The sequence below is a fragment of the Corynebacterium guangdongense genome (assembly GCF_030408915.1).
Classification (GTDB): Bacteria; Actinomycetota; Actinomycetes; order Mycobacteriales; family Mycobacteriaceae; genus Corynebacterium; species Corynebacterium guangdongense.
On sequence record NZ_CP047654.1, the window covers coordinates 902614 to 926449 of the forward strand.

General features: G+C 69.7%; 23 protein-coding genes. 8 read left to right on the forward strand and 15 right to left on the reverse strand.

The window, feature by feature from the left end:
* Window positions 1–3: 3 nt before the first annotated feature.
* Complete coding sequence (locus CGUA_RS04340) at window positions 4–369, reverse strand: hypothetical protein (protein WP_290197866.1); 366 nt, start codon at window positions 367–369, stop codon at window positions 4–6.
* A gap of 172 nt (window positions 370–541) precedes the next feature.
* Between CGUA_RS04340 and CGUA_RS04345 the strand changes: the two genes are divergently transcribed.
* Window positions 542–1597 carry an HNH endonuclease signature motif containing protein gene (locus CGUA_RS04345; protein WP_290197867.1) on the forward strand — a complete coding sequence of 352 codons (1056 nt, stop codon included), beginning with the start codon at window positions 542–544 and terminating at the stop codon, window positions 1595–1597.
* 28 nt (window positions 1598–1625) lie between these two features.
* Here CGUA_RS04345 and CGUA_RS04350 read toward each other — a convergent pair whose 3' ends face one another.
* Both CGUA_RS04350 and CGUA_RS04355 read right to left on the reverse strand, forming a co-directional pair.
* Entirely contained in the window at window positions 1626–1910 is a 285-nt protein-coding gene (locus tag CGUA_RS04350; protein ID WP_290197868.1) for a hypothetical protein, read from the reverse strand.
* 100 nt (window positions 1911–2010) lie between these two features.
* Window positions 2011–2484, reverse strand: coding sequence for a GNAT family N-acetyltransferase (locus CGUA_RS04355; protein ID WP_290197869.1), 474 nt, complete (start codon window positions 2482–2484; stop codon window positions 2011–2013).
* A gap of 23 nt (window positions 2485–2507) precedes the next feature.
* On the opposite strand from CGUA_RS04355, the gene CGUA_RS04360 reads away from it, so the two are divergent.
* Window positions 2508–3800: an L-serine ammonia-lyase gene (locus CGUA_RS04360; RefSeq protein ID WP_290197870.1), complete on the forward strand. Its 1293-nt coding sequence runs from the start codon at window positions 2508–2510 to the stop codon at window positions 3798–3800.
* Window positions 3801–3816: 16 nt separating this feature from the next.
* On the opposite strand, the gene CGUA_RS04365 is transcribed toward CGUA_RS04360, so the two are convergent.
* Entirely contained in the window at window positions 3817–5439 is a 1623-nt protein-coding gene (locus tag CGUA_RS04365) for a peptide chain release factor 3 (protein ID WP_290197871.1), read from the reverse strand.
* 89 nt (window positions 5440–5528) lie between these two features.
* Here CGUA_RS04365 and CGUA_RS04370 point away from each other — a divergent pair, with 89 nt between their 5' ends.
* A complete protein-coding gene (locus CGUA_RS04370) occupies window positions 5529–6080 on the forward strand; it encodes an NADPH-dependent FMN reductase (protein ID WP_290197872.1) in 552 nt (183 codons plus the stop codon).
* Here CGUA_RS04370 and pth (CGUA_RS04375) read toward each other — a convergent pair.
* Window positions 6077–6679 (reverse strand): aminoacyl-tRNA hydrolase, encoded by a 603-nt coding sequence (gene pth / locus CGUA_RS04375; RefSeq protein WP_374725063.1) that lies wholly within the window; start codon window positions 6677–6679, stop codon window positions 6077–6079. The two genes, CGUA_RS04370 and pth (CGUA_RS04375), sit on opposite strands and share 4 nt — an antisense overlap.
* Window positions 6680–6694: 15 nt before the next feature.
* Here pth (CGUA_RS04375) and CGUA_RS04380 point away from each other — a divergent pair, with 15 nt between their 5' ends.
* Complete coding sequence (locus CGUA_RS04380) at window positions 6695–7591, forward strand: nitronate monooxygenase (RefSeq protein WP_290197874.1); 897 nt, start codon at window positions 6695–6697, stop codon at window positions 7589–7591.
* 34 nt (window positions 7592–7625) lie between these two features.
* Here CGUA_RS04380 and CGUA_RS04385 read toward each other — a convergent pair whose 3' ends face one another.
* The 4 genes from CGUA_RS04385 to CGUA_RS04400 form a co-directional block, all read right to left on the reverse strand.
* Entirely contained in the window at window positions 7626–8345 is a 720-nt protein-coding gene (locus CGUA_RS04385; RefSeq protein ID WP_290197875.1) for a maleylpyruvate isomerase family mycothiol-dependent enzyme, read from the reverse strand.
* Complete coding sequence (locus CGUA_RS04390) at window positions 8345–9172, reverse strand: fumarylacetoacetate hydrolase family protein (protein ID WP_290197876.1); 828 nt, start codon at window positions 9170–9172, stop codon at window positions 8345–8347. Before CGUA_RS04390 ends, CGUA_RS04385 begins: the two co-directional genes overlap by 1 nt.
* A gap of 5 nt (window positions 9173–9177) precedes the next feature.
* The gene (locus CGUA_RS04395; protein WP_290197877.1) at window positions 9178–10296 is read right to left on the reverse strand and encodes a cupin domain-containing protein; all 1119 of its coding nucleotides are present in this window, start codon (window positions 10294–10296) and stop codon (window positions 9178–9180) included.
* A gap of 179 nt (window positions 10297–10475) precedes the next feature.
* On the reverse strand, window positions 10476–11255 hold the full coding sequence (locus CGUA_RS04400) for an IclR family transcriptional regulator (protein WP_290197878.1): 780 nt from the start codon (window positions 11253–11255) through the stop codon (window positions 10476–10478).
* 64 nt (window positions 11256–11319) lie between these two features.
* Here CGUA_RS04400 and CGUA_RS04405 point away from each other — a divergent pair, with 64 nt between their 5' ends.
* Both CGUA_RS04405 and CGUA_RS04410 read left to right on the forward strand, forming a co-directional pair.
* The gene (locus CGUA_RS04405; protein ID WP_290197879.1) at window positions 11320–12696 is read left to right on the forward strand and encodes an MFS transporter; all 1377 of its coding nucleotides are present in this window, start codon (window positions 11320–11322) and stop codon (window positions 12694–12696) included.
* A 50-nt stretch (window positions 12697–12746) separates the two neighbouring features.
* Window positions 12747–14126 carry an FAD-dependent monooxygenase gene (locus tag CGUA_RS04410; RefSeq protein ID WP_290197880.1) on the forward strand — a complete coding sequence of 460 codons (1380 nt, stop codon included), beginning with the start codon at window positions 12747–12749 and terminating at the stop codon, window positions 14124–14126.
* Here the strand turns inward: CGUA_RS04410 and CGUA_RS04415 are convergent.
* The 3 genes from CGUA_RS04415 to CGUA_RS04425 form a co-directional block, all read right to left on the reverse strand.
* Window positions 14116–14538, reverse strand: coding sequence for a hypothetical protein (locus CGUA_RS04415; RefSeq protein ID WP_290197881.1), 423 nt, complete (start codon window positions 14536–14538; stop codon window positions 14116–14118). The two genes, CGUA_RS04410 and CGUA_RS04415, sit on opposite strands and share 11 nt — an antisense overlap.
* 5 nt (window positions 14539–14543) lie before the next feature.
* Window positions 14544–15092 (reverse strand): aminoacyl-tRNA hydrolase, encoded by a 549-nt coding sequence (gene pth, locus CGUA_RS04420; RefSeq protein ID WP_290197882.1) that lies wholly within the window; start codon window positions 15090–15092, stop codon window positions 14544–14546.
* 73 nt (window positions 15093–15165) lie between these two features.
* Window positions 15166–15774 carry a 50S ribosomal protein L25/general stress protein Ctc gene (locus CGUA_RS04425; RefSeq protein ID WP_290197883.1) on the reverse strand — a complete coding sequence of 203 codons (609 nt, stop codon included), beginning with the start codon at window positions 15772–15774 and terminating at the stop codon, window positions 15166–15168.
* Between the two features lie 617 nt (window positions 15775–16391).
* Between CGUA_RS04425 and CGUA_RS04430 the strand changes: the two genes are divergently transcribed.
* Both CGUA_RS04430 and CGUA_RS04435 read left to right on the forward strand, forming a co-directional pair.
* A complete protein-coding gene (locus tag CGUA_RS04430) occupies window positions 16392–17561 on the forward strand; it encodes an acyl-CoA dehydrogenase family protein (RefSeq protein WP_290197884.1) in 1170 nt (389 codons plus the stop codon).
* A 10-nt stretch (window positions 17562–17571) separates the two neighbouring features.
* Complete coding sequence (locus CGUA_RS04435) at window positions 17572–19746, forward strand: 3-hydroxyacyl-CoA dehydrogenase/enoyl-CoA hydratase family protein (RefSeq protein ID WP_290197885.1); 2175 nt, start codon at window positions 17572–17574, stop codon at window positions 19744–19746.
* A gap of 565 nt (window positions 19747–20311) precedes the next feature.
* On the opposite strand, the gene CGUA_RS04440 is transcribed toward CGUA_RS04435, so the two are convergent.
* The 3 genes from CGUA_RS04440 to CGUA_RS04450 all read right to left on the reverse strand — a co-directional run bounded on the left by CGUA_RS04440 (window position 20312) and on the right by CGUA_RS04450 (window position 23804).
* Entirely contained in the window at window positions 20312–21289 is a 978-nt protein-coding gene (locus CGUA_RS04440; protein WP_290197886.1) for a ribose-phosphate diphosphokinase, read from the reverse strand.
* Window positions 21290–21295: 6 nt separating this feature from the next.
* Window positions 21296–22768 (reverse strand): bifunctional UDP-N-acetylglucosamine diphosphorylase/glucosamine-1-phosphate N-acetyltransferase GlmU, encoded by a 1473-nt coding sequence (glmU, locus tag CGUA_RS04445; RefSeq protein WP_290197887.1) that lies wholly within the window; start codon window positions 22766–22768, stop codon window positions 21296–21298.
* 70 nt (window positions 22769–22838) lie between these two features.
* The gene (locus CGUA_RS04450; protein ID WP_290197888.1) at window positions 22839–23804 is read right to left on the reverse strand and encodes a 3'-5' exonuclease; all 966 of its coding nucleotides are present in this window, start codon (window positions 23802–23804) and stop codon (window positions 22839–22841) included.
* Window positions 23805–23836 lie beyond the last annotated feature (32 nt).

The window sequence follows — 23836 nt, forward strand, 5'->3', positions numbered from 1 at the left end:
CGGTCATTCCACCACCACGGCCAGCCACTCGGTGATCTCGTAGTCGCCGGGCTCGGCGGCGACGTCGGCCACCCCGTCCACCAGCGGAATGATCCAGCCCAGCCGCGGATCCAGCACCGGGCGGGTCGGCGTGCTCACCGGCACGAACGTCACCGGGCGCGCCTGCCCGGAGGTGAGTCGCAGCGGCCGGGCGGTGCGGGCGGCGTCGGCAAGCGGGCCGGCGGCGGCGGGGGAGACGGTGACGATGAGCAGGTCCTGGGCCAGGCGGACCGCCAGCCGCGCAAGCTCGAGGGTGGGGATGTCGCCGACGGGCACTTTCGCCAACTCCGGCGAGGGCGTCCGCCCGAAGAGGCGATCGAAGAATTTCATGACCACCAGGATGCCACGTCCGCGCGCGGGCGAGGCGGCGCATTCTCCCGTACCGGGGCGCGCCGGGCGCGAGGCGGCCGCCGGGAGCGACTTTTCTGTGGACAACACGGGTTATCCCCAGGGCGGTTGTCGCGCCGTTGCGGGGGCCCGCCGGTGCCGTAGCGTGCGGGGCATGAACCACCTGGACGCACTCGAGACGCTGCTGCGCGGCGGCGTCGCACTGCTGGCCGCCGCCGCCGGGAAGACGCCCCGGCAGCTGGCCTCCCTGGGCCTGCCGCTGCACCAGGCGCGCTCGATGCTCACGCTGGCGGGGGTCTACTTCGGCCCGACGAAGTCCACGGCCCGCCAGCGCCGCTGCGCCGCCGCCGCCCGCGCCAACGGCCACTCCCTGCCGACCCTGGAGATGATCGAGAAGCACGCGGGAAGGGTGCCCTCCCCGTGGGCGCTGCGTGAGGAACTCTGCGCCATGACCGGCAGCTACGAGGAAATCCGCGCCCACGCCAAGGCCCGCGTCGAGGAACTCACCGCCGACCGGCCGCCCAACCCCCGCCGCGGCCTGCGCGTCACCCACGACGTCCAGGCGATGGCGGCGACCATCCACTACACCGCGCCGGAACACGAGGTCGCCGCGCTCCTGGCGGAGGTCAGGACTCCGGAGGGCTTCAGGGCGCTGCTTGCCGACGGCGCGCCCACCACCGTCATCCGCACCCACGCCTTCCTCCACGTCGACGAGGAAATGGCCATTGAGTCCGGAGAGGGAGACGACATTCTCTTCGCCCTGAGCAACGGCGCCCGCATGACCGGGGCCGAACTGCTCGCCGCGAAGTACCGCGAACGCGGCGAGGACGTCCTCGTCCACCCCATGCACGGGGCGGTCAACGCCTACCGCACCAGCCGCTTCGCCAACGAGAAACAGCGTCTGCTGGCCGCCGCCGAGAACCCGGTCTGTGGTTGGGACGGATGCGGCAGTCCCGCCGACAAGTCCCAGGTCCACCACCTGAGGGCCTGGGAGCACGGCGGTCCCACCAACGCGGAGAACCACGCCACCTGCTGCGGCTACCACAACGGCGTCAACGACGACGACCCGAACGCCCCGCCCCGACGCGGCCGGCTGGAACGGCGCAACGGGGAGATCGTGTACGTCTCGCCCGGCGGTTCGGTGACGCGCAACGGGCATCCGACGGCACGGCTGGGAGTGATGCGTCGGAAAGCGGGAACGCCCGCCTGAAAAGGTTCAGGCGGGCGGGGTGCGGTGCTTAGCCGAGCCTGGCGAGCACGTCCCTCTCGAACTCCTCGAGCCGGGAGTCCATCAGCTGGTAGCCCTCGCAACCGTCGGCGGGGGTCTGGAAATTGTGGGAGAGCTCGCGCAACTGCGCCAGCTCCGCCTTGACCTCGACGGGGTCGGCGGCGTCGAGGGAGTCGTAGCGGGCGTTGAGCCGGGCGAAGGTCTTTCTGACGTCGGCCAGGTGCGGGTGGTTGTCGCCGTGGACCGTGGTGACGGTGTCGACGATCCTGACGAGATCCGGGTGTGCGGTGGTCATGCTGACAAGTCCTTTCGTTGACTGACCGTCACGTTATGAGGCTTCGCGGACGCCTTCCTTGATCCGGATCAACCAGGACGCGAGAGCGTCAGGATCTGTGTCACAGAGCCAGTTCCATGAAGACCGCGTCGGCGGCGGGGTTGTCGTTGTAGGCCCCGACGCGGTAGAAGCCGTGGCGCTCGTACAGTCCGATCGCCGCGGTCATGTGCGGTGCAGTGTCCAGGCGCAACCGACGGTAGCCGAGGTCGCGGGCGCCGGTGATCGCGGTCTCTAGCAGCAGGGAACCGAGGCCGTGGCCGCGCCCGGCGGGGCGGACGTAGAGGCGCTTGAGCTCACCGTGGACGTCGTTGTTGCGTTTGACGGCGACGCAGCCGACGGGCGCCCCGTCGTGCAGCGCCAGCCACAGCCCGCCGGTGGGCGCGGCGTAGACGGAGTCGAGGTCGGAGAGCTCGGCCTCCGGGTTCTGGGTGGCCAGGACGGCGGCGAGGCCGGCGTCGACAAGCGTGGCGAAGTACTCCGCGAAGAGGATCAGAACGTCCTCGCGGCGGGTTTGGCCGGCGACAATCTCGAACATGGAAAACAGTCTAGGATGGCGACATGGGTATCAGCGTCGTCGACCTGTTCAGCATCGGCATCGGCCCCTCGTCCTCGCACACGGTGGGGCCGATGCGCGCGGCCGCGGAGTACGTGGGCGAGCACGGGCTCCCGGGCTCCGCGCACATCACGCTGCGCGGCTCGCTCGCGCTCACCGGCCGAGGCCACGGCACCGACCGTGCCGTGCTGCTGGGCCTGGTGGGCTGGACGCCCACCACGGTGAGCGCCGACGTCGCCCCCGTGCTCGGGGAGCGGATCCCGACCAGCGGCACCATCTCCGGCCCCGCCGGCACCATCGACTACGAGCTCGTCTTCGACCCGGAGCCCGCGCCCGAGCACCCCAACTGCCTGACGATCAACGGCGTCGACTACTTCTCCATCGGCGGTGGCTTCATCCTCGACCGCGCCGGGATGTCCTCCCGCACCCACGCCGCCGAGGCCGACGCGCCCGGGGCCTACCCCTTCGACTCCTGGGCGGAGCTCGAGGCCTACGGGCGGGACGTGGAGGAGATCATGCGCGCCAATGAACCGGCTGACGTCGACAAGCATCTCGACGCGGTGTGGGCCACCATGCAGGACTGCGTCAGGGCGGGCTTGTCGACGCCGGGCACCCTCCCCGGCGGCCTCAACGTCGCCCGCCGCGCCCCGGCGATGTATGAACGTCTCTCGGCGGAGACCAGCAAGCTCGACCCGATGAACGCAATGGACTGGGTCAACCTCTACGCCCTGGCCGTCAACGAGGAGAACGCCGCCGGTGGGCGCGTCGTCACCGCCCCCACCAACGGCGCGGCCGGCATCATCCCCGCCGTGATGCACTACGCGAAGGACTTCCTGCCCAGCCTGGACCACCGGCGTTTCCTGCTGGCGGCCGGGGCGGTGGGCATCGTCGTGAAGAAGAACGCCTCGATCTCCGGCGCCGAGGTCGGCTGCCAGGGTGAGGTCGGCTCCGCGGCGGCGATGGCAGCGGCGGGCCTGGCGGCGACGATGGGCTGCTCGACGACCCAGATCGGCAACGCCGCCGAGATCGCGCTTGAGCACAACCTCGGCCTGACCTGCGACCCGGTCGGCGGGCTGGTGCAGATCCCGTGCATCGAGCGCAACGCCATCGGCGCGGTCAAGGCGATCAACGCCGCCCGGCTGGCGCAGTTCAGTGACGACACCCAGCGCGTCAGCCTCGACGTGGCGGTGGAGACCATGGCCCAAACCGGCCGGGACATGATGTCGAAGTACAAGGAGACCTCGATGGGCGGCCTGGCGGTGGCGCTGGGGATGCCCGTCAGCCTGCCCGAGTGCTGAGTCGGGGCGCCCGGGCCTAGTCGGCGACCATCGGCTCGATGGTCAGGCCCGGGTGCTCCTTCTCGATGAACGCGAGCTTCCACTTGTCGCCGAAGAGGGCCACCAGGGCGCCGTCACCGCGGGTGAAGATCTCCACGCCGCGCTGCCGGCCCAGCTCGGGCGCGGAGGCCTCGTCGGTGAGGCGGGCGACGGTGTAGGGGATGGGTTCGGTGACGGTCTCGACGTTGTACTCGTTGGCCATGCGGCCCTGCATGACCTCGAACTGCATGGGGCCGACGGCGGCCATGACGGGGTTGGCGTCGCCGCGGGCGTCGTTGCGCAGGATCTGCACGACCCCCTCGGCCTCGAGCTGGTCGAGGGCCTTGCGGAACTGCTTGTACTTGCCCAGGGACTTGGCGCGCAGGATGCGGAAGTGCTCAGGGGCGAACTGCGGCATCGGCGGGTACTGCACCTTGCGCCCGGCGTAGATGGTGTCGCCGGGGGCCAGGGAACCGGCGTTGACGAGGCCGACGATGTCGCCCGGGTAGGCGGTCTCGACGGTTTCGCGGGTGCGGCCGAAGACGGTCAGCGCGTACTTGGAGGAGAAGCTGCGCCCGGACTGGGCGTGGGTGACCTGCATGCCGCGGTCGAACTCGCCGGAGACGACGCGCATGAAGGCGAGGGTGTCACGGTGGTTCTTGTCCATGCCGGCCTGCACCTTGAACACGACGCCGGAGAAATCGTCCTCGATCTCGCGGAATTCGTCGACTGCGCTTGTCGACGCCTCAATCGCCGCCGGGTCGGAGGCCCGGCCGGCGGGCGACGGGGCAATGGCGCAGAGCGTGTCGAGGATCTGGTGGACGCCGAAGTTGAGCATCGCGGAGGCGAAGATCAGCGGCGAGGTGACGCACTGCTCGAAGAGCTCCTGGTCGTGGATGGCGCCGTCACCGGCGAGCAGCTCGGCCTCGGCGACGGCGGTCTCCCAGGCATCCTCCTCCTGCTCGGCGGCGGCGTCCGGGGCGAAGAAGGTCTCCGGGGCGATGGTGGCGCCGCCGGCGGTGCGGTCGAAGTGGACGTACTCGTCGACCTCGCCGTCGGCGTTGACGTGGGCCAGGCCGCGGAAGTCGCCCGCCTCGCCGACCGGCCAGTACAGCGGGGTGGGCTGGAGGTCGATCTCGGTGACGATCTCCTCGACCAGCTCCAGCGGCTCCTGGCCGATGCGGTCCCACTTGTTGATCACCGTGATGATCGGCAGGCCGCGGGCCTTGCAGACGCGGAAGAGCTTGAGGGTCTGGGGCTCGAGGCCCTTGGCGGCGTCGATGAGCATGACGGCGGCGTCGACGGCGGACAGCACACGGTAGGTGTCCTCGGAGAAGTCCGCGTGGCCCGGGGTGTCGACCAGGTTGATCATGTAGTCGGTGCCTTCGTGGGCGTACTCGAACTGCAGCGCGGAGGAGGCGATGGAGATGCCGCGGTCCTTCTCCATCTCCATCCAGTCGGAGACGGTGGCCTTGCGGTTGCCCTTGCCGTGGGTGGCGCCGGCCTCGGTGATGATGTGCGCGTGCAGGGCCAGCGCCTCGGTCAGCGTCGACTTACCCGCGTCCGGGTGGGCGATGACGGCGAATGTGCGACGGCGGGCGGCTTCGGCGGTGGTGCTCATAGGCGATAACACTACTGCGTCGGGGCATGGGGGGATAATGACGCTACACTGGTTTTTTGAAATTTCGAGTAAACGAAAGGGTTTTCGCCATGTCCACCATCGGCATCATCATCGGCTCCATCCGCGAGGGCCGCTCCGGCGCCTCCGTCGCGGAGTGGATCAAGGCGCAGGCCGACGCGCGCACCTCCGACGTCGCCTACGAGCTCGTCGACCTCAAGGAGTTCAACGTCCCCCTGCTCGACTCCGCGGTCGTTCCGGGCGCGGCCAACAAGCGGTACGACAACGAGGCCGTGCAGAACTGGTCCGACAAGATCGACTCCCTCGACGGTTACATCTTCGTCACCCCGGAGTACAACCACTCCGTGCCGGGCGCGCTGAAGAACGCCTTCGACGCCCTGGGCGCCGAGTGGGCCGCCAAGCCCATCGCCTTCGTCGGCTACGGCGCCGCCGGCGGCGTCCGCGCGGTGGAGCACTGGCGCACCATCGTCGCCAACTTCTCGATGATCGACATCCGCACCCAGCTGGATCTGAGCCTGTTCACCGAGTTCACCGAGAACGGTTTCGCCCCGAACGAGCGTCGCGCGGGCGAGCTGGAGGCCATCTTCACCGAGCTCGAGGACTGGGCGCAGAAGCTCGCCTAACGACGCGAGTGGATCTCGTTCTGCGCCCGCGCCAGCCCCTCGGTGACCAGCAGCCGGGCCGCGTCGGCCGCGGCGGCGATGGCCTCGTCGAGGCCCGCCCCGGCGTCGACGGGGCCCAGGACGTGCTCGGGGACCGGCGTGCCCGTGGGGGGACGGCCGATGCCGATGCGCACCCGCAGGTAGTCCCGCGTGCCGAGCGTCTCGGTGATCGACTTCAGCCCGTTGTGGCCGTTCTCGTTGCCCCCCTTCTTCAGCCGCACCTGGTGGGCGGGCAGGTCGAGTTCGTCGTGGAGGACGATGACGCGTTCGGCGGGCACGTCCAGCCCGGCCAGCGCCTGGCCGCTGTGGTTCATGTAGGTGCGTGAGCGCATCAGCAGCACCTTCTGGCCGCCCCAGGTCACCGGGCACACCAGGGCTTTGCCGTGCGGGGTGAGCACGTCGCCGGCGTCGGCGAGCAGGTCGTCGAGGGCCATGTAGCCGACGTTGTGGCGGGTGGCGGCGTACTCCTCGCCGGGATTGCCGAGACCGACGACGAGCCAGTCGGTGACCAGCCGGGGGCGGGGACGAAAGATTCTTGACCAGAGAGACACGCCGACCAGTCTAGGGTGGGCCCCATGAGAATCATCGTCGCCCCCATGGCCGGTGGGCCGTCCACCCCGGCGCTGGTGCGCGCCGCCGCCGAGGCCGGCGCCTTCGGCTTCCTGGCCACCGGCGCCCTGAGCCCGGCGCAGGCCGAGGCCGAGATGTCCGCCTGCGACGACGTCCGCTACGGCGTCAACCTCTTCGCCCGCCAGGAGCCGCTGGCCTCGCTCGCCGAGGTGCGGGCAGTGGCCGGTGAACTCGGCGTCGAGGTGCCCGCCGTCGACTACAGCAACGGCTGGGAGGAGAAGTTCGCGGCGGTGCTGCGCCACCGCCCGGCGGTTGCCTCCTCGATTTTCGGGCCCTTCAGCGCGGGGGAGATCGCCCAGCTCCACGACCGCGGCATCGAGGCGTGGATCACCGTCACCACCCCCGCCGACGCCCGCGCTGCCGACGCCCTGGGCGCTGACGCGCTCGTCGTCCAGGGCCCGGAGGCCGGCGGGCACCGCGCCACCTGGACCGTCGACGAGGAACCGGACGCCCGCCCGCTGCCGGAGCTTCTCGACGCCTGCCGCGCCGTGACCGGCCTGCCGCTCATCGCGGCCGGAGGTGTACGCACCCCGGCCGATGTCCGGGCGCTTCGGGCCGACGCGGTCGCCTGCGGCTCCGCCTTCCTGCTGGCTGAGGAGGCGGGCACCAGCCCGGCCAACCGGGAGCTGCTGCGCCGGGGCGGGGAGACGGTGTCCACCCGGGCCTTCTCGGGACGCTGGGCCCGGGGGCTGCCCAACGGCCATGACCTCGATGCGGCGATCTACCCCTATCTGCGGCCGATGATGAAGCAGATCGGGGCGCCGTACTGCCTGGTGGGGACGGGCGTCGACAAGCTGCGGGCGGGCACCGCGGCGGAGATTCTCGCCTGGCTGGAAAACTGAGAAACCGCCCCCGGAGGGGCGGTGAATCAGCGGCCTAGAGCCAGCGCGGCGGCTGCGGGGCGTCGGCGTTGACGCCGTGGGCGCCACGGCCGGTGGCCCAGCGGGCCAGGCCGGTCTTCGTGCCGACGACCTCGGTGGTCTCGGCGCCCGGGGTGACCGGGAAGCGCTCGCCCGACTCGGAGTCGACGAGCACCAGACCTTCGCCGGCGCCGGTGTTGGACCACTTGCCGACGATCTCCGGGACCAGCGTGTCCAGCACGACCCGGGGGATGTCCGAGAAGGTCGCCGTCTGGTTCAGATCGACGGCGTGGATCCAGACCTCGCGGGTGCGCATCCACAGCGTCTCCACCATCGGGACCGTCCGGCCCTGGGCGGTCTTGACCTCGTTGTCCCACGCCTGCTCGGAGGAGTCGCGCCAGGCGACGTCCAGGCGGACGAGCGTGTGGTCGTGGAGGTTGCGCAGGGCGTCCGGGATGAGCGTCGCGCCGTAGGCGATCTGCTCGGCACGGGCGTCCGGGCTCGGGTACATCGGCGTCTCGACGCCGGTGTTGGCCCAGTCCACCAGATTGACCAGCGCACTCGCGTTGTACGCGGTGTGCGCCACCAGGGTGGCGATGTCCCAGCCCGCCAGGCGCGACGGGGACCGGAAATCGGCGTTGTCGATCAGCGCCAGCTGGTTCGAGTAGTGCGACGTGCCACGACGAGCAATGCTGAGGCGTTCCTCGCGCGGCAGATCGTGGAAGGACTGCGTCATTACTCGAACACCGTCTTGTTGGCGACCTCACCCAGGCCGTCGATCGAGACGGTGACGGTCTGGCCGTCACCGATGTAGCGCTTCGGGTCGCGGGCGTGGCCGACGCCGCCCGGGGTACCGGTGACGATGACGTCGCCGGCGTCCAGCGGGTAGATGTGGGAGATGTACTCGATCAGCGCCTCCGGGCCGAAGACCAGGTCATCGGTCGGGGTCGTCTGCATCTTCTCGCCCTCGAGGTAGGTGGCCAGCTCGCCGCCGAACTCGAAGGAGTCCTTGGTGGTCAGCCACGGACCGAAACCGGCGGACTTCTCGAAGGACTTGCCCTGGTGCCACTGGAGGGTGCGGTACTGGTAGTCACGCATGGTGTAGTCGTTCATGACGGCGTAACCGGCGATGTAGTCCTGGGCGTCGGCGGCCTTGACGCGGCGGGCGCGCTTGCCGATGACGACGACCAGCTCGCCCTCCCAGTCCAGCTCGGAGTTGGCGTACTCCGGCACCAGCACGTCGTCGTACGGGCCGGTCAAGGCGTCCGGGTACTTGACGAACAGCGTCGGGTGGGTCGGCAGGTTACGGCCCATCTCCTTGATGTGGTTGGCGTAGTTCAGGCCGACACACACGATCTTGTTCGGGGCCGGGATGACGGCCTCGAGGTCGGTCTTCTCGAAGGAGACCGCGTCACCGGCGGCCTGCTCGGCGAGCTGCTCCCAGTTGTCCTCCTTCAGCAGGTCGCCGACGTTGGCGAAGCCCTCGATCTTGACGGCGGTGGTGTCGGTCTCGACGCGGGCGGCGAAAGTGGTGCCGTTGGAACGGATGGTTGCAAGACGCATGTGTCTTAGACTCCTTCAGGGGTGTAGGTACGGGCCAGATCCAGCTTCTCGAAGATCGGGAAGTCGGAGAAGTTGAACAGGTCGACGCCGTCGGCGCCGGCCTCGATGTGCCACTTCTTCCAGGACGGGACGTTGACGACGTCGCCGTGGTTGAGCTCAAAGGTCTCGTCGCCGACGTATGCGGTGGCCGAGCCCTCAAAGACCTGGAAGACGCGGTTGCCGACCTCGTGGACCGGCGTGGTGGACGCACCGGGGCGCATGCGGTGGAACTCGGCACGGATGGTGGACATCACGTCGCCGCCGGTGGTCGGGTTAGTGTAGCGAACCGCCGCGTGGCCCGGGCCGACGACGCCCGGGAAGCCGGCGTCCTCCAGAGCCAACTGCTCGTTGAGGGCCTTGTCGGTGTGCTCCCAGGCGTAGCGGCCGATGGTGGACTGGGTGGTCCGGCCCGGGAAGGCGACCGGGCGCAGGCCCGGGTTGGCCCACAGGCGCTCGGAACGGGAGTAGTCCGGGGTGGACTCGTCGGTGAGCTTCTCGGTCCCGTACTCGAAGAAGCCGGTGTCCATCTGGTGGGCGAACGGGATGTCCAGGCCGTCCAGCCAGGCCATCGGCTCGGTCGCGATGTTGTGGTGGCCGTGGAAGTTCCAGCCCGGGGTGAGCAGGAAATCGCCGCGCTTCATCGGGACCGCGTCACCGTTGACGACGGTCCAGACGCCTTCGCCCTCGATGACGAAGCGGAAGGCGTTCTGGGAGTGGCGGTGCTCCGGGGCGTTCTCGCCCGGGGCCAGGTACTGGATGGCCGCCCACAGGGTGGGGGAGATGTACGGGTTCCCGCCGAGGCCGGGGTTGCACAGGCCGATGGCGCGACGCTCGCCGCCGCGGCCGACCGGGACCAGCTCGCCGGAGCGCTGGGCCAGCTTGTACAGCTCCTCCCAGTCCCACTTGTGGGCGACGGCCTGCGACTCCGGGGAGTTCGGCATCAGGGAACCGATGGTGCGCCACAGCGGCTTGAGGTGGATCTCGTCCATGCGCTTGTACATGTCATCGAGCTCAGCCTGCTCTTCCGGCGTGGCCTCGGGGGCCACGTACTCGACATGCTTGTTTGAGTAGTCGTGTTCGCTCATTGTTCAAACCTCCTGGGGGTCTGGTCCCCGTCCTGTCCTCGATCCGGCGGACGCCGGGGGCGATGGTGGTTCAGGGCGGGGACTGGTGGTTGTGACTCCGAACCTATGAGCAAAAGGGGTGTGGCTCAAAGAAATTCCGCAAAGTGGAAAAACGGGGCGGGGGTACTTTCCCGTACCCCTTATCGTCCCAAATCCCGACTGTCCACCGTCGTCAGTGTCCGGTTCAGGTCCCTGACGTGCACCGTCAGCACTTCCGCGCAGCGGCGGTAGATCTGGCGGAAGCGCTGGGTGGGCACGCTGACGGTGATGGCCCCCAGGACGTCGCCGAGGTCATTGCGCAGGCAGGCGCCCACGGCGGAGACGTCGGGTTCGTAGAGGCCGTGGTTGATGGCGAAGCCGCGGTCACGGGAGCGGCGCAGGGTGCGGCGCAGGTCGTCGAAGGTGACGTCTGGCATGGAGGGGTAGAGTCCGCGCAGTTCGCTGGCGGACTGTTCGGCGAGCATGGCCAGGCCGCCGGCGTTCTGCTCGGCGGGGATGATCTGGCCGCGACGGGTGCTGATGTGGCCGTCGGTGGTGCCTTCGGCGGAGGTGATGACGTTGCATTTGTTGCCGGTCAGGATCATCAGCTGGGTGGTTTCGCCGGTGGCGCGGGTGATGGCGTCGAGGTAGCCGCGGGTGAGCCGGGCCAGGCCGGCGCCGACGCCGGGGGCGAGGCTGGAGGAGCTGAGTGCGGGGCCCGCGACGTAGTCACGCCCTTCGCCACGTAGGGCAAAACCACGGTAGACGAGCATGGACAGGGAGCGGTGCACGGTGGAGGAGGCGACGTCGAGGTCGGCGGCGGCGGTGGAGATGGTCAGCGAGCCGGCGTCGCGGAGCATGAGGATGAGCACAAGGGCGAGATCCACGGACTGGAGATAGTCGCGCGGGGGAGCGCCGTGGGTGGGGCCAACCTGAATCATAGTAATACCTTCCGCTATGTGGAATGTCTTTGATTGTAACCCTGCTCACCAAGATGATGAAGCTATGACAGAACACTCCGCCCACGCATCAGGGGGTTCCCATCCCACGGTGCCAACCTCCCCGCCACCAGGCCTCGACGGGGCCGGGTTCACGGTGCTCGGCATCTCCGGGCGTCGTCTCGCAGCCGTGCTGATCGGCTGGTTCTTCGTCGTCTTCGACGGTTACGACCTCATCGTCTACGGCACCGTCCAGGCAGAGCTCATGGAGGAGTGGAACCTCTCCGCGGGCCAGGCCGGCACCGTGGGTTCCATGGCCTTCGTCGGCATGGTCATCGGCGCGGTCGCCATCGGCCGTCTCTCGGACCGGGTCGGACGCAAGACCGCGGTCATCGGCTCCGTCGTGGTCCTGTCGGTGTTCACGATTCTGTGCGGCCTGGCCCCGAGCGTCTGGCTCTTCGGCGCTTTCCGTCTGCTGGCCGGGATCGGCCTGGGCGGTCTGGTCCCGTCGGTCAACGCGATGACCGCCGACCTGGTCCCGCCGAGCCGGATGTCCGCCTGGTCCACCGTCATGATGTCCGGCGTCCCGCTGGGCGGCTCCGTTGCCGCGCTGCTGGCGCAGGTCATCGTCCCGATCGACGAGAACTGGGGCTGGCGCGCGATGTTCCTGCTGGCCATGGTGCCGCTGATCATCGGGATCCCACTGGCCGCAAAGGTCATCCCCTCGGACCAGGAGATTGAGGCCGACCACCGCGCCCGGGGGCTGCTCGCCGGCACGGAGACCGAGGCGTCTCAGAAGGCGCCGGGTTACGGCGCGCTGTTCTCCCCGGAGTACCGTGCGGTCACCGTCTGGTTCGCGCTCGCGACCTTTGTCACCCTGCTGGCGTGGTATGGCCTGGGCACGTGGCTGCCGAAGCTCATGCAGGAGGAGGGCTACGATTTCGGCGCCTCCCTCAACTTCACCCTGGCATTGAACCTGGGCGCCATCATCGGCTCCGTCGTCACGGCCTGGGCCGGTGACCGCTTCGGGCCGGTGCGCTCGGGCGTGGTCGCCGCGGGCGTGGCGGGAGTGGCGCTGCTCGGTCTGCTCAGCGGGCCCCCCATACTCGCTGTATACGCCATCCTGGTGCTCGCCGGCGTCGGCACGCACGGCACCCAGATCCTGATCATCGCCGCCGTCACGCACTTCTACCCCCATCTGCTGCGTGGCACGGCCCTGGGGTGGGCGCTGGGCGTGGGCCGGCTGGGCGCGGTCGCCGCGCCGCAGTTGGCGGGCCTGCTGCTGGGCTGGGGCCTGGGCCCCGAGTCGAACTACCTGATGTTCGCCATCGCCGCCCTGCTCTCCGCGCTGTCGCTGTTCATCCTCGACAGGTTGCAGCGCAGGGACCGGGGCCAGGGTGGCGAGACGACCACCGTCGTGCAGGCTGCCCCGACCCCCCGTTAACCCCTGGATTCACAGACCTACCGTTCCCCGAAAGGAAGAGGAAGACCGATATGACTACAGCTATTCCGAACAAGGACCTCGCCGGCCAGAGGATCATCATCGTCGGCGGCGGCATCGGTGGCGCCTCCGGCGCCCTCGCCCTCGCGCTGCGCGGCGCCGAGGTGGAGCTCTACGAGCAGCACTTCGAGTTCAAGGAGGTCGGAGCCGGCCTGCAGATCGGCCCGCACGGCGTGAAGATGCTGGAGCGTTGGGGTCTCAAGGAGAAGGCCATCGCCGGCGGCTACCTCCCGGACAACATGGTGTTCAAGGACGCCGTGACCGCGGAGACCATCCTCGACATGGACTTCGGCGAGGAGTTCCGGGAGCGCTACGGCGCCCCGTACCTCGTCATCCACCGTTCGGATCTGTTGAACCTGCTGCTCGCCGAGGCCGAGAAGCACGGCGCCAAGCTCATGACCGGCTACTTCGCCACCGGCGCCGAGGAAGACGAGGAGGGCGTCACCCTCACCCTGAAGAACCTCAACGACGGCGAGCAGCTCGTCGAGGTCCGCGGCGACGTCCTCATCGGCTTCGACGGCACCCACTCCATCTTCCGTCAGGAGATCGTCCAGGACGCCCCGGTCCCGTCCGCCTACGTCGCCTACCGCGGCACGTCCAACATGGAGAACGAGACCGAGGACGCGAAGAAGATCAACTCCGTCGTCGGCTACATCGGCCCGCGCTGCCACTTCATCCAGTACCCGCTGCGGCAGGGCGAGATGCTCAACCAGGTGGCCGTCTTCCAGTCCCCGCGCTACCTCGACGCGCTGATCGACGGCAGCGAGGTGCCGGAGGACTGGGGCAACAACGAGGAGTTCAAGGACGCCTTCTCCCACACCAACGAGTACATCCAGTCCCGCCTGGGCAACATGTGGCTCAACAACTGGTGGCAGATGGCCGACCGCGAGCCGCTCGAGGACTGGGTGGTCAACGACCGCATCATAGTCATGGGCGACGCGGCGCATCCGCCGCTGCAGTACATCGCCTCCGGCGCCATCATGGCGATGGAGGACTCCGAGGTCTTCGCCGTCTTCGCCGCCGAGGCCGCCGCGCAGGGCGAGCTGAACTGGGGCACGGTGCTGCGCGAGGTGTCCGACGAGCGGGCGCCGCGCTGCAACCGTATCCAGACCACCTCCCGTTTCTGGGGCGAGATGTGGCACGTCGACGGCGTCGCGCGCCACGTCCGCAACGAGGCCTTCCGCCAGGCCGAGCGCACCGGCTGGTACCGCTACGCCGACTGGCTGTGGGACTACGACCCCTCGGCGCGCGCGTACATCGAGAACCCGGAGCTGGGCAAGCTGCCGCCGGCGCTGCGTGACTGGGAGTACCTGCTGCACAAGATCGACCGCCAGCGCGAGGAGGGCAAGGAGGGCGCGGAGATCACTCTGTAGCCGACGCCGCCGGTGGACCCTCAGGGTCCGCCGGCGCCTGTGCTTTCAGGGCGCCGAGCGCGACGGCGGGAGCGATGATCTGGGCGGCGCCCGTCACCCCGTAGAGCAGGTGCAGGAGGACGAAGGAATCCAGCACGAGCGCCTCCCCGAAAATCCAGCCGAGCATGACGGCGCCGGCCAGCAGGTGTGCGGCCCATCGCCAGTGCGGGGCCCGCTTGTCGACGCCGATCGCCGCCCACTGGAACCCGCCCACCACGATGCCGAGGAGCGCGCCCCCGAGGAGGGTCTGGCCCTCGAACGAGGTGCCCTCCAGGGCGGGGGAGACCAGGGAGGGCCGAAACCACAGCATGGCCAGCCCGATGAGCGTCGATACTGCGTTGAACCAGGCGAGGAGGCGGGCGAGGAGCGTCATGGCCCCTAGCGTAGGGCGGTGAGGACCTCGTCGGCGGCGTCGGCAAGCATGATCGCGACGTCGGCGGCCTCGGCGGCGGGGAAGGGCTTGAGCACGTAGGCGGCCGGGTCCATGCGTCCGGGCGGGCGGCCGATGCCGAGGGCGAGGCGCCGGTAGTCCCTCGTGCCGAGGGAGCGGGTGATGGACTTGAGTCCGTTGTGGCCGTGGTCGCCGCCGCCGGTGCGCAGACGCACGGCGCCGAAGTCGAGTTCCAGTTCATCGTGGGCGATGATGACGTCGGCAGGGGCCACGGAGAAGTAAGTGGCCAGCGCCTTGACCGGACCGCCGGAGACGTTCATGTAGGAGCGCAGCCGGGCCAGGACCACCTGCGAGGAGCCGAGGCGGCCGGCGGGCAGCTCGGCGATCTCGGTGTTGGTGCGCTTGTGCACGCTCAGGGTGGCGGGCATGGGGCTGACGCGGGAGCACAGCTCGTCGATGAGCATGGCCCCGACGTTGTGGCGGGTGCCCTTGTACTTGGGGCCCGGGTTGCCGAGGCCGACGATGAGAACGGTCATGACTGCGCAGTGTACGGCGGAAAAGGGGAACGCACCCCATCGCGTCGATGGGGTGCGTCGGGGCGGCGGCGGATTACTCCGCGGACTCGGCCTCGCCCTCGGCTGCGGCCTCCTCGCCGTCCTCCGGGATCTCGGCGACCTCTTCGGCGACGATGTTGAGGACCAGCTTGTCGGCCTCGTCGACGAGGGTGACGCCCTCCGGCAGGGTGATGTCGCCGGCCAGGACCTGGTTGCCGGCCTCGACGCCAGCGACGGAGACGGTGAGCTCTTCCGGAATGGACAGGGCCGACGCCTCGACGAGGATGGTCTCCTCCTCCTGGATGAGCATGGCGCCGGAGAAGACCTCACCCTCGGCGATGACCGGGACGGAGACCTCGACCTTCTCGCCGCGCTTGATGGCCTGCAGGTCCAGGTGGTCGATGTCCAGGGTCAGGATGTTCTGGTCGATGACCTTGACCATGGACAGGAACTGCTCGCCGTCGAGCTCGAGCTCGAAGACGGCGTTGACGCCCTCGCGGCGGACGAGGGCCTGGGTCTCGATGCGGTCGACGTGGAAGTGGACCGGCTCCTGGTGGGAGGCGTAGAGGACGCCCGGGATGCGGCCGTCGCGACGCAGGCGGCGGGACGCACCCTTGCCGAACTCCTTGCGGTACTCGCCCTTGAGGATGGTGGTGTCAGCCATGCTGTTCTCCTTGTATGTGTGGGGCCGGAAACGCAGAACGCCTGCGTCCGACTCTTCGGGATATCGTGTCCTCGCCGAGTCGCCGCAGGCCATACAAGCTTGAGACGGTTGCAATCGCGTCGATAACGGCCCATGAAGAGCCCTCGCCGAGACGGGTCAATCCTATACCCCGCCCGGGCCAGGCCAAAATCACCGCAGGTGCTTGAGGGCCCTCCGGCGGAAGAGCGTCGGGAGCGCATGTCCGCACCCGGCCGGGGTCGGCCCGGACGCGCGTCGTGTCCGCGTCGGCGACGCGCCCGTCGGGCCGGGAAACATGTCCACGGTGTCCCGCCGGCTCGTGGCGGTGCCGGGTCCGGGCAACCGGGGCAGGTCGGCACGGGTGAGGTGATCCCCGGTGCCGTACCGGAACTCGCGCTCCGGTTGGGGCCACAGTCCCCGGACGAACGGCCAGTCGGGGGCGCGCGTACGTCCTCGATCAGCGAATCTCCGGTGGGGGCCGGACCGCGTCACGAGCACTAATAGTTTTGTCGGGGTAATAGTTGCGGAATAAATTGTCGTTGACCATGGGTGTAAGCCATGTCACACTGGGGGTACCTTACGCCTGGAAGGACCCCGACATGACACTTCTCGACCCGACCCTGGACTTCCTCGGCGTGTTCGCCGACGTGGGCGAGGCCGACCGCGCCGTCTGGCGGCGCGCCCACTCCTACGCCGACGACGTCCTGCCCGTCATCAACGACCACTGGGAGCAGGCGCGCTACCCGCTCGAGCTGGTCCGGCGCCTCGGCGAGCTCGACCTGCTCACCGACGGCGTCGAGGTGGAGGGGCACGAGAAGCTCTCCCCGCTCGGGGCGGGCCTGGCGTGCATGGAGGTCTCGCGCATCGACGGCTCGATGGCCGTCGTCATCGGCGTCCAGGCCGCCCTGTGCCTGCGCTCCATCGCCTTCCACGGCTCCCCGGAGCAGCGGGGGCGGTGGCTCGGCCCGCTGGCGGCCGGGGAGGAGCTCGGCGCCTTCGCCCTGACCGAACCCACCCACGGCTCCGACGCCGTCGCCCTGGAGACCACCGCGGTGCTCGACGGTGACGAGTACGTGCTCAACGGCGAGAAGCGCTGGATCGGCAACGGCGCGGGCGGCGACGTCACCGTCGTCTGGGCACGCATGGAGGACGGCCAGGTCGGCGGCTTCATCGTCGAGCAGGACACTCCCGGTTACGACGCGGAGGTCATCACGGGCAAGGTCTCGCTGCGCGCCATCCACCAGGCCCACATCCGCCTGCGCGACTGCCGCATCCCCCGGGCCAACAAGCTGCCGGGCGCCAACACCTTCAAGGACACCTCCCGGGTGCTCGAGGCCTCCCGCGCCGGGGTGGCGTGGTCAGCCTTCGGCCACGGCCTGGCCGCCTACGAGATCGCCCTGGGTCACGCCCGGGAGCGTTCCCAGTTCGGCCGCCCGCTGGCGAAGAACCAGATCATCCAGCAGCGCCTGGCGGACATGCTCACCGACGTCACCAACATGGCCCTGCAGTGCCGCCAGCTCGCCCGTCTCGAGGGCAGCGGCGAACTGCTCGGCCCGCAGGCCGCGATGGCGAAGGTCCACAACACCCGGGCGGCCCGACGCGTGGTCGCCGACGCCCGCGACCTGCTCGGCGGCTCCGGCATTCTGCTGGAGAACCACGTCGTGCGCCACTTCGCCGACATGGAGGCCCTGCACACCTTCGAGGGCACCGACACCATCCAGTCACTGATCATCGGCCGGGCCCTGACCGGCACTAGCGCCTTCACCTGAGGAGACCAGCATGACCCGCACATTCGCCGTCATCGGCGCCGGATCCATGGGCTCGGGCATCGCCGCCCACATGGCCAACGCCGGCCACCGCGTCATTCTGCTGGACCAAAGCGAGGAGATCGCGCGCACCGGCGTCGAACGCCAGGTGGCGCACGGGGGCTTTTACGACCCGGCCTTCGCGGAGCGGATCACGACGGGCTCCATTGACGCCGACCTGCCCCTGCTTGCCGACGCCGAGTGGATCGTCGAGGCCATCGTCGAGAACCTCGACGCCAAACGCGGGCTCTACGCCCAGATCGCCCCGCACCGCCAACCGGGTGCGCTGGTCACCTCGAACACCTCCACCATTCCGCTGGCCGCCCTGACCGAGGGGCTGGACGAGGATTTCCGCGCCCACTTCGGCATCACCCACTTCTTCAACCCGCCGCGCCTGATGCGCCTGGTCGAGGTCGTCGGCCCGGCCGGCACCGCGCTGGCCAGCGTCCTGCGCGAGGAGCTGGGCAAGCATGTCCTGCCCTGCCGAGACACCCCCGGCTTCATCGCCAACCGCATCGGCAGCTTCTGGATGTCCGCCGGCGCGAGCATCGCCCTGGACCGCGGCCTGGACATCGAACTCGCCGACGCCGCCTTCGCCAAGCCCGTCGGCGTTCCGCGAACCGGAATCTTCGGGCTCTTCGACTACATCGGCCTCCAGGTCGTGCCCGGCATCTGGGACAGCCTGCTCGGCGCGCTCGACGACGGGGACGCCTTCCACCGCTACGAGGGGCTGGTCACCTCGCCGCCGCTGAGCTGGCTGCTCGAGCAGGGCTATACCGGCCGCACCGGAGCGTCGGGATTCTGGCGCGGGCGCGGGGAGGTGCTCGACCCCGCCGCCCTGGACTACCGCCCAGTTCGCCCCGTCGCGGACCCGGTGACGGAGGTCCGCGGCATCGCCCGGGCCATCGACGTCGACTCCGCGGGCGGGCGCTACGTGTGGGAGGTCTTCGCGACCACCCTGGCCTACTGCTGCCAGGTCGCCCCGGAGATCGCGGACACCGTCGCCGACATCGACGCGGCCATGGAGCTGGGCTACTCCTGGAAGCAGGGGCCGTTCCGCATGGCGGACGAGGTCGGCCTGGACCGCCTCCGGGAGCGCTTCACCGCCGAGGGCCGCCCGATCCCGCCGCTGCTCGCCGACGCCGCGGTGTTCTACCCGGCGCCCGGCCACGCCCTGGGCACCGACGGCACCGTCCGGGAGCTGCCGGCCGGGCCGCCGAGCTTCGCGGAACTGACCCGCGAGGCGGAGGTCGTCTTCCGCAACGACGGTGCGGTGGTCCACCGCCTCGCCGACGGCGTGGGGGTGTTCTCGATGACCACCCCGATGAATTCCTGCACGGAGGACGTCATCGCGGCGCTGCGCGGCGTCGGTGACCTGGGGTTGAAAGCTCTGGTCATCGGCAACGACCAGCGCACCATCTTCTCCGCCGGGGCGAATCTGCCGCAGCTGGCCGAGGCCGCCCAAAGCGGTGATGTGGCGGTGGCGCGGCGGGTGATCCGCGCGGGCTCCGACGTGATGCGCGCCCTGCGGCGACTGCCGATTCCCGTCGTCGCCGCTGCCCGCGGCGCCGCCCTGGGTGGGGGAGCGGAGCTGCTCCTTCATTGCGACCGCGTCGTCGCGCACACCGAGCTGCGCGTCGGTTTCCCGGAACGTCTCGTCGGGCTCATTCCGGCCTGGAACGGCAGCGTCCGGGTCCTGCAGCTGATGGTGGAACGGGGCGTCGACAATCCGCACCAGGCAGCCTTCGACCTGATCATGGCCGCCACCCCCACCGACAACGCCGTCGAGGCCAGAAACCGCGGGCTTCTCGACGCCCGCGACGTCCTGCTCATGAACCCGGACGCGGTGCCCGAGCGGGCCCTGGCCCTGGCGCGGGAGCTGGTGGACGGCTACCGCGCGCCCGTCGACCCGCCGCTCCCGCTGACCAGGCACGCGCTGGATTCCGCCTGGCGGGGGGAGGACGTCGCCGAGGCGGACCGCGACATCGCCGCCGGACTGGCCGGGGTCTACGCCGGCGAGGGCGAGATCAGCGTCGACGAGTTGGCCGCACGGGAGGGCGAGACCGGAGCCCGGCTGATCATCCGGCCGAAAAACGCCGCCCGCGCCGCCCACATGGCCGCCCACCGCCGGCCTCTGAAGGACTCGTAGGGACGCGGCACGCGGAGTCCGGTGAGCGGGACCGTGAGATCCATGACGCGCTCCGCCACCGGCCGCTCCTCGCGCAGACCGCGGACGGCGAGGAGATGTCCGCGGCCGTGTCCGCCAGGCGGTTCTGTGCGGTGAAGCCCCGGGGGATGGTCAGACCGGCGCCGAGGATGCGTCCATCGCCGCGGGCCCCGTCGCGCGACCCCGTACCGCCCGGGGCCGCCGAACTGAGCCGCCCGATGGCCGCCGTAGCTGCGCCCGTCGTGGCAGTTCAGCGGCTTTCCCGGCGTGATCTCGCCGACCGGGAAGAGGAACCTGAGATCGCTGGCGCCGAAACCCGCGGGGTTGTCGGTGTCCGGGCGCCCGGGCGCCATTGCCGTCCACTAGACGACACTGCCCTGGTGGGCGCCCGCCTGGTCTGCGCTGACGCGGACGGACAGCTCGTCCCGATTGATCTCGAGTAGCTGGCTGTCGCGCCAGGTCAGGGTCAGCGGAGTGGCCCTGGAAAAAAGCTGCGCCAGCCGGACCGATGAGGCTGGCCGGGCTGGCGTAGTCGCGGGGGAGGGGGTTAAGCCTCGCCCTCGAAGAGGGTGGTGACGGAGCCGTTCTCGAAGATCTCGTGAATGGTCTTCGCCAGCAGCGGGGCGATGGAGAGCACGGTCTTGTTCTCCCAGCCCTCGGTCTCCTGGGGCAGGGTGTCGGTGGTGATGATCTCCTCGGCGCCGCACTCGTTGAGGCGCTCGCGGGCCGGGTCGGAGAAGACGCCGTGCGTGCAGGCGATGACGACGCGCTTGGCGCCGGCCTCCTTGAGCACGCGGACGGCGCCGGCGATGGTGCCGCCGGTGTCGATCATGTCATCGAGCAGCACGCAGTTCTTGCCGGCGACGTCGCCAACCACGCGGTTGGAGACGACCTTGTTGGCCTCCTCCGTGGAACGGGTCTTGTGTACGAAGGCCATCGGGGCGTCGCCCAGGCGGTTGGCCCACTTCTCGGCGGTCTTCACGCGGCCGGCGTCCGGGGAGACGACGACGAGATCGTTGACGTCGTAGTGCTCGGCGATGTAATCGGTGAGGATCGGCATCGCGTGCATGTGGTCGACCGGCCCGTCGAAGAAGCCCTGGACCTGGTCGGTGTGCAGGTCGACCGAGACGATGCGGTCGGCGCCGGCGGCGGTGAGCAGGTCCGCGATGAGGCGGGCGGAAATCGGCTCACGGCCGCGGTGCTTCTTGTCCTGGCGCGCGTAGGGGTAGAACGGCAGGATGGCGGTGATGCGCTTGGCGGATCCACGCTTGAGGGCGTCGATCATGATCAGCTGTTCCATGACCAGCTTGTTCAGCGGCTGTGCGTGCGACTGCAGCACGAAGCAGTCGGCGCCACGGACCGATTCCTCGAATCGCACGAAGATCTCGCCGTTGGCGAAATCACGGGTGGTCGTCGGCGTCAGCCCGATGCCGAGTTCCTGGGCGACAGCCTCACCGAGCGCCGGGTTGCCGCGTCCGTTGAAAACCATCATGTTCTTGTGGCTTTCGGACCACTGTCCAGTCATGGGGTTCTAGCCTTCCTGGTTGTCTTCGTTTGTGGCGCGCTCGCGGGCGGCTCTGGCGGCTTCGGCGGCCGGGGTGCCGGGGCGCTTCTCCTCGACCCAGCCCTCGATGTTGCGCTGGCGGCCCTCCTTGATGGCCAGAGCCCCCGCGGGAACGTCCTTCGTGATCACTGTACCTGCACCGGAGTACGCGCCATCACCCACGGTCACCGGAGCGACGAACATGGTGTCGGAGCCGGTTCGGACGTGGTCGCCGATGGTGGTGTGGTGCTTCTTTACGCCGTCGTAGTTGACGAAGACGGAGGAGGCGCCGATGTTGGACTCCACGCCGACGGTCGCGTCGCCGATGTAGGTAAGGTGCGGGACCTTGGAGCCGGCCCCGATGGTGGCGTTCTTGGCCTCCACGAAGCCGCCGAGCTTGCCCCGGTTGCCCAGGACGGTGTTCGGGCGGATGTAAGTGAAGGGGCCGACGGTGGCGTCCGCGCCGATGGCGGAACGCTCACCCTGGGTCCGGATGACCGAGGCCCGCTCGCCGACGCTCATGTCCGTCAGGGTGGTGTCCGGGCCGATGACCGCGCCGTCGGCGATGGTGGTCGCGCCCCACAGCTGGGTGTTCGGGTGGATGGTGACGTCCTGGCCGATACGGACGTTGACGCCGATCCAGACGGTGTCCGGATCGATGATCGTCGCGCCGCCGAGCATGGCCTGCTCAACGAGACGGCGGTTGAGCTCTTTGCCGGCCTCGGCCAGCTGCACGCGGTTGTTGACGCCGGCCAGCTCACGCGGATCGGCGGCGACGTGGGCACTTACGGTGTGACCGTCGGCGCGGGCGACGCCGAGGACGTCGGTGAGGTAGAGCTCGCCCTGGGCGTTGTCGGTGTCGATTCGGGTCAGGGCGTCGCGCAGGACGGCGCCGTCGAAAGCGAAGACGCCGGAGTTGACCTCGTCGACGGCGAGCTGCTCGGTCGTGGCGTCCTTCTGCTCGACGATGGCGGTGACCTCGTCGTCCGCGTCCCGGATGATGCGGCCGTACCCGGTCGGGTCGGTCAGTTTCATGGTCAGGACGGTGACCGCGGCCTGCGCGTCGACGTGGGCGCGGTAGAGGCCCTCGATGGTCTCAGCGGTCAGCAGCGGGACGTCACCGTTGGTGACGATGACGGTGCCCTCGTACTCGCCGAGCGGCGCCAGGCCGCAGGCCACGGCGTGGCCGGTGCCGTTCTGCTCCTCCTGCACGGCCTGGACCACCTCGCGGCCCAGTTCCGCGGCCACCTTCTCCACCTCCGGACCGACCTGGTCACGCTGGTGACCGACGACGGCGACGATGTGCTCCGGCCCCAGGCCGTCGGCCGCGTGCAGCGCGTGGCTGAGCAGCGTGCGCCCCCCAATGGCGTGCAGCGTCTTCTGGGTCGCGGACTTCATGCGGGTGCCGGCGCCGGCGGCGAGCACGACGACGGCGCAGGGAGTGCTGGGGCTCTGGGCCACGGGGATCTCCTTGGAGGAATCGGGTCGGGATTGACTTCCCCAGCATATCGGTGGGGGTGGCCTGGCGCTGTCAGTTCGCCAGCAGCGTGGCGACGGCCGGGTCCCGCTGCATCGCCGCCACAATCAGCGCGCACGCCCGCGCGTCCGAATCCGCGCGGTGGTGCTCGAGCACGAAACCCGGCGCGTAGTGCGCCGTCACGGTCGGCAGGCGGTGGTTGACCAGTCCCGGCGCGCTTTTCCTGCTCAGGCGCACGGTGCAGTAGAACTCCGCGGGGTGGGTCCGCAGCCCGAAGTGCTCGTCGAGCCCGCGCCACACCCCCGAGTCGAAGCCGGCGTTGTGCGCCCACACGGGACGGTCACCGACGAACTCCGCGATCTCCGCGCCGACCTCCGACCATGTCGGCGCGTCCGCCACGTCCGGCCAGGAGATGCCGTGCAGGTCGGTGAACTCGAAGCGCTGGTACCCGGCGGGCGGGCGCAGGTAGGTGACGTACTCTTCGGCGAGTTCACCGTCGCGCACCCGGGTCAGCGCGATCTGGCAGGCGGAGACGGCGCCGCGGCGGTTGGCGGTCTCGAAGTCGACGGCGACGAACTCGGCCGCGGCCAGCCGTTCCGGTGACGGCAGGAAAGGCTGGGCGGGTGCCGGGGCGGACTTGTGGGCGTCGACAAGCAGGCGCCACTGCGCCCGGAACGGCGTGGGGTCCTCGCCGTGCGCCTTCGCGCGCAGCTCCCTCGCCTTGGCCAGCCGCTTCTCGACGTCGAGCAGGTCACGCTGGCCGCCGCGCAGCCGGCCGGGGGAGCGGAAGTGTTCGAGGACGGCGATCTCGTCGTCGACAAGCCCGAGGCGGTGCTGGAGGACGGTGACCTGGGTGACGAAGCGCAGGCTCGCCGGCCCGTTTCTGGTCAGGGCGCGCAGGCAGCCCAGTGCCAGGTCCAGCGCCTCCTCGTCCTGGCCCGCGCGCTTAAGCCGGGAGATTTCGCGCGACCAGTCCGCGACGTCGTACCCGTTGAATTTCACGCCTGTTCTCATTGCCATGGTGACTCAGGAGTCTAGGACGGGGAGGGGCG

Bases quoted from the DNA above. Each gene is read 5' to 3' on its own strand.
- CGUA_RS04340 (WP_290197866.1), bottom strand. From the start codon at position 369: ATGAAATTCTTCGATCGCCTCTTCGGGCGGACGCCCTCGCCGGAGTTG.
- CGUA_RS04345 (WP_290197867.1), top strand. From the start codon at position 542: ATGAACCACCTGGACGCACTCGAGACGCTGCTGCGCGGCGGCGTCGCA.
- CGUA_RS04350 (WP_290197868.1), bottom strand. From the start codon at position 1,910: ATGACCACCGCACACCCGGATCTCGTCAGGATCGTCGACACCGTCACC.
- CGUA_RS04355 (WP_290197869.1), bottom strand. From the start codon at position 2,484: ATGTTCGAGATTGTCGCCGGCCAAACCCGCCGCGAGGACGTTCTGATC.
- CGUA_RS04360 (WP_290197870.1), top strand. From the start codon at position 2,508: ATGGGTATCAGCGTCGTCGACCTGTTCAGCATCGGCATCGGCCCCTCG.
- CGUA_RS04365 (WP_290197871.1), bottom strand. From the start codon at position 5,439: ATGAGCACCACCGCCGAAGCCGCCCGCCGTCGCACATTCGCCGTCATC.
- CGUA_RS04370 (WP_290197872.1), top strand. From the start codon at position 5,529: ATGTCCACCATCGGCATCATCATCGGCTCCATCCGCGAGGGCCGCTCC.
- CGUA_RS04380 (WP_290197874.1), top strand. From the start codon at position 6,695: ATGAGAATCATCGTCGCCCCCATGGCCGGTGGGCCGTCCACCCCGGCG.
- CGUA_RS04385 (WP_290197875.1), bottom strand. From the start codon at position 8,345: ATGACGCAGTCCTTCCACGATCTGCCGCGCGAGGAACGCCTCAGCATT.
- CGUA_RS04390 (WP_290197876.1), bottom strand. From the start codon at position 9,172: ATGCGTCTTGCAACCATCCGTTCCAACGGCACCACTTTCGCCGCCCGC.
- CGUA_RS04395 (WP_290197877.1), bottom strand. From the start codon at position 10,296: ATGAGCGAACACGACTACTCAAACAAGCATGTCGAGTACGTGGCCCCC.
- CGUA_RS04400 (WP_290197878.1), bottom strand. From the start codon at position 11,255: ATGATTCAGGTTGGCCCCACCCACGGCGCTCCCCCGCGCGACTATCTC.
- CGUA_RS04405 (WP_290197879.1), top strand. From the start codon at position 11,320: ATGACAGAACACTCCGCCCACGCATCAGGGGGTTCCCATCCCACGGTG.
- CGUA_RS04410 (WP_290197880.1), top strand. From the start codon at position 12,747: ATGACTACAGCTATTCCGAACAAGGACCTCGCCGGCCAGAGGATCATC.
- CGUA_RS04415 (WP_290197881.1), bottom strand. From the start codon at position 14,538: ATGACGCTCCTCGCCCGCCTCCTCGCCTGGTTCAACGCAGTATCGACG.
- pth (WP_290197882.1), bottom strand. From the start codon at position 15,092: ATGACCGTTCTCATCGTCGGCCTCGGCAACCCGGGCCCCAAGTACAAG.
- CGUA_RS04425 (WP_290197883.1), bottom strand. From the start codon at position 15,774: ATGGCTGACACCACCATCCTCAAGGGCGAGTACCGCAAGGAGTTCGGC.
- CGUA_RS04430 (WP_290197884.1), top strand. From the start codon at position 16,392: ATGACACTTCTCGACCCGACCCTGGACTTCCTCGGCGTGTTCGCCGAC.
- CGUA_RS04435 (WP_290197885.1), top strand. From the start codon at position 17,572: ATGACCCGCACATTCGCCGTCATCGGCGCCGGATCCATGGGCTCGGGC.
- CGUA_RS04440 (WP_290197886.1), bottom strand. From the start codon at position 21,289: ATGACTGGACAGTGGTCCGAAAGCCACAAGAACATGATGGTTTTCAAC.
- CGUA_RS04450 (WP_290197888.1), bottom strand. From the start codon at position 23,804: ATGGCAATGAGAACAGGCGTGAAATTCAACGGGTACGACGTCGCGGAC.